Raw genomic sequence first — 6,596 nt, 5'->3', positions numbered from 1 at the left:
GCCGACCGCCGTCACGAGGGCGGCCGTACGGCTCGCGGCCCGCTGGTTACCTGGGGGACCGGCCGGCGCCGGAGGCGAGCTCCTTGGCCGCCTCGGTGAGGTCCTTGGCGGTGTCGATGGCCCGCCAGTACACGCCCTGCGGCAGCTGGTAGCCCGCCAGCCGCTTGCCGCGGGCGAGCTGGGGGAAGGTGGTGCGCTCGTGGTCGCCCACGTCCGGCAGCAGCTCGGCGAACTCGGGGCTGAACACGTACAGGCCGGCGTTGATCAGGAAGGGCGAGGGCGGCGCCTCGATGAAGTCCAGCACGTTGCCGAACTGGTCGGTCTCCACCGCGCCCCAGGGGATCCGCGGCCGGGCCAGCGCGAGCGTCGCGACGGCGTCCCGCTCGTGGTGGAAGGCGGCCATCTCGCGCAGGCTGAACCGGGTCCAGATGTCGCCGTTGGTGGCGTACCAGGGCTCGTCCGGGCGGGGCAGCGCCTTCGCCGCGTACTTGAGCCCGCCGCCGCGCCCGAGCGGCTCCGCCTCGACCACCGTGCGCACCCGCAGCGGCAGGTCCGCCTTGTCCAGCCACTCCTCCAGCACGTCGGCGAGGTGCCCGCAGGAGACCACGACGTCGGTGACGCCCTCCTCGGCCAGCCAGGCCAGCTGGTGGCCGAGGATCGGCGTGCCCGTCCCGGGGATCTCGACCAGCGGCTTCGGGCGGTCGTCCGTGTAGGGGCGCAGCCGGGAGCCCTGGCCGCCGGCCAGGATGACGGCCTGGGTGACGGGCGTCGTGGTCGGCCGCGGCGGGTGGGGCTGCGGAGGCCGGGCGGACGGGAGGTCGGCGGTGGGGCCGGAGTCAGCGGTCATGCCTGAACAATAAGGCGGCGGACGGGGGCGTCCGCCGCCTCGGGGGCCTGCCTCGGCCCCCTTGCCTTCCCTTGCGTTCCCGGCCGCCTCAGCCGACGACGCCGGCCGCGAACGCGCCGTCGCAGACCGGGCGGGCGAAGGTGCGGGCCCGCTGGACGTCGCCCTGGTACTTGCGCACCGCGGCCTTGCCCAACTCGGTGGCCAGCGAGGTGCAGTACGGCGTCAGCGAGGGCTGCTCGCGCATCGAGCGCTCCAGCAGGTCCAGCGCGGCGGAGGGGTTCTTCGCCCGCAGCTCGTCCAGCAGCACCACCCGCAGCGACTCCTGCGGGGCGAGCCCGTCCGAGGCCTTGGCCACGGCGCCGGCCGCGTTGTTGGAGCGTCCGATCCCGGCGCCGTCGCCGCTGGACGCCGCCACGACCTGCTGGTCGAGCCCGGTCGGCGGGGCCCACGGGACCCTGGTCACGGCGAGGGTGCCGGTGGTCACCAGGACGACCGGCAGGGTCAGGGCGACGGTCTGGCCGATACGGCGCAACAGCTGCTTCACCCTCAGGAGAGTAGCGGTGGGTACGGGCCGGATCGCCCTCCGTTACCCCATCGAGTGACACGGTGTCCGGGTTTGTCCCCTTGCCGTGTTGACGCGGGGGCGTCCGGACGGGGTCGAAGGGGCGGGGATACGGACGGAGCCCGCCGGACCACGAGGGTCCGACGGGCTCCGGGTGCCGCGCTGGTCGCGGCCGTCGCGCGGGGTCGCGTCAGTTGCTCAGGCGCAGGCCGGAGCTGGTGGAGAAGACGTGGGTCTCGTTGGCGATCGGCACGACGTGGACGGTCTCGCCGCGGGCCGGGATCTGGCGGCCGGGCACGCGGACGACCAGGTCGTGGTCCTCGCCGCCGATCTGGGTGGTGCCGTAGACGAAGCCGTCCGAGCCGAGCTCCTCGACCACGTTCACGGTCACCGCGACGCCCTCGATGCCGCCCGCCGGGACGATCTCGAAGTGCTCCGGGCGGACACCGACGGTCACCGTCTTGTCGGTGCCGGCGCCGGCCAGGTCCTCGCGGGAGATGTTGACGACCGAGCCGCCGAACTTCACGCCGCCGTCCACCAGCGGCACCTCGACCAGGTTCATGGCCGGCGAGCCGATGAAGCCGGCCACGAAGAGGTTCGCGGGCTTGTCGTACATGTTGCGCGGGGTGTCGACCTGCTGGAGCAGACCGTCCTTGAGCACCGCGACCCGGTCGCCCATGGTGAGCGCCTCGGTCTGGTCGTGGGTGACGTACACCGTGGTGATGCCCAGGCGGCGCTGGAGGCCGGCGATCTGGGTACGGGTCGAGACGCGGAGCTTGGCGTCCAGGTTCGACAGCGGCTCGTCCATCAGGAAGACCTGCGGCTGGCGGACGATCGCGCGGCCCATCGCGACGCGCTGGCGCTGACCGCCGGAGAGCGCCTTCGGCTTGCGGTCCAGCAGCGTGGTGAGGTCGAGGATCTTCGCGGCCTCCTCGACCTTGGTGCGGATCTCCGCCTTGTTCACGCCGGCGATCTTGAGCGCGAAGCCCATGTTGTCGGCGACGGTCATGTGCGGGTACAGCGCGTAGTTCTGGAACACCATGGCGATGTCCCGGTCCTTCGGCGGCAGGTGGGTGACGTCGCGGTCGCCGATCCGGATCGCACCGGCGTTGACGTCCTCCAGACCGGCCAGCATGCGCAGGCTGGTCGACTTGCCGCAGCCCGAGGGGCCGACCAGCACGAGGAACTCGCCGTCCGCGATCTCCAGGTCCAGCGCGTCCACCGAGGGCTTGTCCGCCCCGGGGTACACGCGGGTCGCCTTGTCGTACGTGACAGAAGCCATGGTTGTTTGTCTCCTTCACCGGCAGGAACGTGCCGGACGATCCGAGTAAAGGGGGGTCTGTTCTGCTCCGCCGGCCCACCAGTGGTCTGAACCACTGCCACGAACCGGCTCCCGGCGACGCTACCTGCGCGTCCGCCGCTTGTCAGCCCCCACCCGACCCGATTTCGGCATCGGTTCCGTCACGCCCACCCATCCCACCAACCCCCGGATATACCCCCATCCCGTCACCCGGGCCCGGTAGACTGCCCCCCGGTGCCGCCGTGATCCATCGCGGACGGCCACCGTGCCTCCTTAGCTCAGCTGGCCAGAGCACCGCTCTTGTAAAGCGGGGGTCGTCGGTTCGAACCCGACAGGGGGCTCGTCGTACGGAGGGCCAGTTCGCCGGGGTGATCCGGGAGAGTTGGCCCTTCGTCGTTGCTGCGGTCCTGCTCGGGCTGTGCCACGGGCGTGCCAGAAGCGTCCGGTGTGCCGGACGTCGTGGAAGTGGATGTCCGGGGAGACACCGGCCTTGGCCTTGGCGGCTCCTGGAGAACCCGGGTGCGGCGAAGCTGCCCGATCGAGGAGGGAACCACCCGCTCAGCCCGAAGTGTGCCGGCGGCGCTCGGCACTGTCGACCTTGGCCCGGACGGGACATCCGCCGAAACAGCGCCGCCGCCCGGTGTACAGCCGTAGGCTTCGCACAAACTTCGTGATCATCCTCAGGGGGGCCTGCATGAGTGACTACGTTGACCACGCCAACGCTGCCCGCGCGTACCTGGACCGGCTGCCAAAGCATGTGTCGCCCGATGCTCTCGTCGGAGCCGCGAAGATCGAGGCGTACCTCGCGTTCGCCGCCATCCTCGCGCGCCATCTTGAAGCCCCGGCCGACAGGTCCCGTCCGGCCCAGTAGCGGGGGTCGTCGGTACCCGACAGGGGGCTCCGCGCAGAATGGGAAGGGCCGGTCCGACGGGTTGTCGGGCCGGCCCTTCCGTCGTGTCCGGGGTCAGTTCGGGGGGAGGGTGAGGGTGGCGAGGGCGCCGCCGGCGGGGTGGTTGGCGAAGGTCAGGGTGGCGCCGATGACGCGGGCGTGGCCGGTGGCGATGGTGAGGCCGAGGCCGTGGCCGCGGCCGCGTTCGGGGGCGTTGGTGCGGAAGCGCTGCGGGCCGTGGCGGAGGAGGTCCTCGGGGTAGCCGGGGCCGTGGTCGCGGACGGTGATCCGCGGGCCGTCGACGTGCAGGTGGACCGGGCCGGTGCCGTGGCGGTGGGCGTTGAGGATGAGGTTGCCGAGGATGCGGTCCAGCCGGCGCAGGTCGGTGCGGACCTGCCGGTCGGCGGTGATCTCGACGGTGACGTCCAGGCCGGTGAGGGTGACGGTGCGGCGGGCCGCGCGTTCGAGGGGGACGGCGGAGAGGTCGGGGGACTCGGCGTCGGCGTCCAGGCGGGAGACCTCCAGCAGGTCCTCGACCAGGCCGCGCAGTGCCTGGACCCGGTTCTGCACGAGCTGGGTGGGGCGGCCGGGCGGCAGGAGTTCGGCGGCGGTGACGAGGCCGGTGAGCGGGGTGCGCAGTTCGTGGGCGACGTCCGCGGTGAAGCGCTGCTCGTCCTCCAGCCGGCGGTGCAGGGTGCGGGACATCAGGTCGACGGCGGCGGCGAGGTCGGCGACCTCGTCCTTGCCGTCGACGAGTTCGCCGATCCGGGTGTCCGTCCCGCCGGCCGCGATGCCGCGGGCGGCGGTGGCCGCGGTGCGCAGCCGGCGGCTGATCCGGTCGGCGACGAGCACGCCGGCCAGCACGGTGGTGAAGACCGCGGCGACGACGGTGAGCAGGATGATCCGGTCCAGGTCGGCGATGGCCTGGCGGTCCTGGGTGAAGTCCACCCGGACGGACACCACCCCGTCCGGCACCGGGCCGGCCGCCCACATCGACTCGCCGGTGCCGTCGGCGACGAGCAGCGAGCCGTGCCGGTCGCCGGCGGCGAGGGCGCGCAGCCGCTCGGGCAGCGCCGGGTCGTTCAGGACGGCGCCCCGGCCGATCGCCTTCCCGCCGCCGCGCTCGTAGTCGTTCAAGGCGGAGTCGAGGGTGGCGAGCGAGGAGGAGCGGGCCTGGTCGACGTGCTGGCGGATCATCGCCTGGTGGACCAGCAGGCCGACGGCCACCGCGACCAGGACGGCGATGGCGGCGACGGCGGCGGCGATCTGGCGGCGCAGGGTCATGCCGGGCGCCGCAGCTTGTAGCCGAAGCCGCGGACGGTCTCGATCCGGCCGGAGCCGATCTTGGCGCGCAGCCGCTGCACGTGGACGTCCACGACCCGGGTGTCGGCGCCCCACTCGTAGTCCCAGACGCGTTCGAGCAGGGTGGAGCGCTCCAACACGATCCCGGGCGCGGCGCTGAACTCCAGCAGCAGCCGCAGTTCGGTGGGGGTGAGCGGGACGAGGCGGTCGTCCACCCGGACCTCCATGCTGTCGGTGTCCACCCGGAGGCCGTCGAAGCTGCGGACGGACGGAAGGGTGGGCGGGGACGGCGGAGGGGACGAAGGAGCGGGCGGGGACTGCGGCGGGGCCGGCGGGGCGTCGGCCGCCGGGGCGACCGGGACGCGGCGCAGCACCGTACGGATCCGGGCGACCAGGACGGCGCTCTCGAAGGGCTTGACCACGTAGTCGTCCGCCCCGGCCTCCAGCCCGGAGACCACGTCCACCGGGTCGGTCCGGGCGGACATCATCAGGATCGGCAGCTGGCTCTCCTCCCGGATCCGGCGGCAGAGGCCGACCCCGTCGAGCAGCGGCAGCATGACGTCCAGCAGGAGCAGGTCGGGCCGGACGGCGTGGAAGGCCTCCAGGCCCTCCAGGCCGTCGGCGGCGGTGGTGACCGGGAAGCCGTAGCGCTCCAGGGCCATCCGGGTGGCCTCGCGGATCACCTCGTCGTCCTCGACCAGGAGGATGTGCGGGTGGGCGGGGGTGGCGGCGGGGGTCATCGCTTCGCTTCCGGGAGCACGGCGGGGACGGAGGGCGCGACGGACGCGCCGGGCACGGAGGGGGCGGAGGGCACGGAGGACGGCCGGGCGCCGCGCGGGGACGGGACGGCGGCCTCGGGGGCGGCCTGCTTCGGCGCGTACGGGGCGGGGCGGGGCGCCGGTCCGGGGTCGGGTACGGCGGTGGCCGGCCGGCCGGCGTCCGGGCCGGTGGACGGGAGCGGTATGACGCCCTCGTCCCTGCGTTCGTTCAGGGTGAGCCTCTTGCCGTCCCACGCGTAGTGGCTGGTGGTCCGGGCGTCGACGCTGGTCGGCTCGATCAGCCACAGGTCGGTGCCGATGGTCGAGGCGTTGAACGCCGGCTGGACCCGCACCCGGAGGACGGGCAGCAGCCGGTCCTCGGCGAGGGCGTAGACGTGCAGCACGGCCCGCCCGGGGGTGGTGACGACGGTGATCAGCTCGGGCTGCCCGTCGCCGGTGAGGTCGCGGAACTCCGGGGCGCGGACCTCGCAGCCGGCGCAGGAGCCGAGTGCCTGGCGCTCCTCCTGGTCGACGTCCGGGTCCTTGGCGAGGACGGTGCGGACGTCGACCGCGGTGATGTCGCGCCCGGGGACGGTCACGTCCGGTACGGGCTGCGGCGGTTCCTGGGTGGTGTCGGTCGCGGACGCGGCCGGCGGCGGGGAGGTGGGCAGGTCCGGCCAGAGCGGCTGGGACACCGCCGGCGGCCTGACGGCCCGGGCCGGGCCCTGGTCGCGCAGCTCGCCGGGGGTGGCCCGGCCGAAGGCCAGAGCGGCGAGGGCGAGGACGACGACCAGGCCGGCCAGGGCGGCCACCGGGACGGCGCCGGGACGGCGGCGGGGTGGTGGGGGTGCTGTTGCTGCCACGGTCGGTGCTCGTCCTCCTGCCGGGCCCGCGCTGTCCGCGCTGCCCGCTCTGCCTGCTCTTCCTGCGTCCACGGC

7 protein-coding genes and 1 tRNA gene are annotated in these 6,596 nt (G+C 73.7%); 2 read left to right on the top strand and 6 right to left on the bottom strand.

Going from position 1 to position 6,596, the window contains the following annotated elements; genetic code table 11:
• Window positions 1-46: 46 nt before the first annotated feature.
• The 3 genes from AMK13_RS08625 to AMK13_RS08615 all read right to left on the bottom strand — a co-directional run bounded on the left by AMK13_RS08625 (window position 47) and on the right by AMK13_RS08615 (window position 2,691).
• Window positions 47-847: a nucleotidyltransferase family protein gene (locus tag AMK13_RS08625; RefSeq protein WP_107086556.1), complete on the bottom strand. Its 801-nt coding sequence runs from the start codon at window positions 845-847 to the stop codon at window positions 47-49.
• An 88-nt stretch (window positions 848-935) separates the two neighbouring features.
• Window positions 936-1,391 (bottom strand): hypothetical protein, encoded by a 456-nt coding sequence (locus AMK13_RS08620; protein WP_049656385.1) that lies wholly within the window; start codon window positions 1,389-1,391, stop codon window positions 936-938.
• Window positions 1,392-1,599: 208 nt separating this feature from the next.
• The gene (locus tag AMK13_RS08615) at window positions 1,600-2,691 is read right to left on the bottom strand and encodes an ABC transporter ATP-binding protein (protein ID WP_049656383.1); all 1,092 of its coding nucleotides are present in this window, start codon (window positions 2,689-2,691) and stop codon (window positions 1,600-1,602) included.
• A gap of 285 nt (window positions 2,692-2,976) precedes the next feature.
• Here AMK13_RS08615 and AMK13_RS08610 point away from each other — a divergent pair.
• Both AMK13_RS08610 and AMK13_RS43395 read left to right on the top strand, forming a co-directional pair.
• A tRNA-Thr gene (locus AMK13_RS08610) sits at window positions 2,977-3,050 on the top strand.
• A gap of 353 nt (window positions 3,051-3,403) precedes the next feature.
• Window positions 3,404-3,580: a hypothetical protein gene (locus tag AMK13_RS43395; RefSeq protein ID WP_158077680.1), complete on the top strand. Its 177-nt coding sequence runs from the start codon at window positions 3,404-3,406 to the stop codon at window positions 3,578-3,580.
• A gap of 93 nt (window positions 3,581-3,673) precedes the next feature.
• Here the strand turns inward: AMK13_RS43395 and AMK13_RS08600 are convergent, their stop codons facing one another.
• From AMK13_RS08600 to AMK13_RS08590, 3 genes are read right to left on the bottom strand one after another with little or no spacing between them, the layout of a single operon-like run.
• Window positions 3,674-4,882, bottom strand: coding sequence for a sensor histidine kinase (locus AMK13_RS08600; protein WP_074001722.1), 1,209 nt, complete (start codon window positions 4,880-4,882; stop codon window positions 3,674-3,676).
• On the bottom strand, window positions 4,879-5,640 hold the full coding sequence (gene cseB, locus AMK13_RS08595) for a two-component system response regulator CseB (RefSeq protein WP_074001721.1): 762 nt from the start codon (window positions 5,638-5,640) through the stop codon (window positions 4,879-4,881). The genes AMK13_RS08600 and cseB overlap by 4 nt, the downstream gene beginning before the upstream one ends.
• A complete protein-coding gene (locus AMK13_RS08590) occupies window positions 5,637-6,521 on the bottom strand; it encodes a hypothetical protein (protein WP_143204504.1) in 885 nt (294 codons plus the stop codon). Before AMK13_RS08590 ends, cseB begins: the two co-directional genes overlap by 4 nt.
• Between the last annotated feature and the right edge of the window lie 75 nt (window positions 6,522-6,596).

The sequence above is a fragment of the Streptomyces sp. CB02056 genome (assembly GCF_001905545.1).
Classification (GTDB): Bacteria; Actinomycetota; Actinomycetes; order Streptomycetales; family Streptomycetaceae; genus Kitasatospora.
This window is presented reverse-complemented; position numbering and strand designations above follow the sequence as displayed.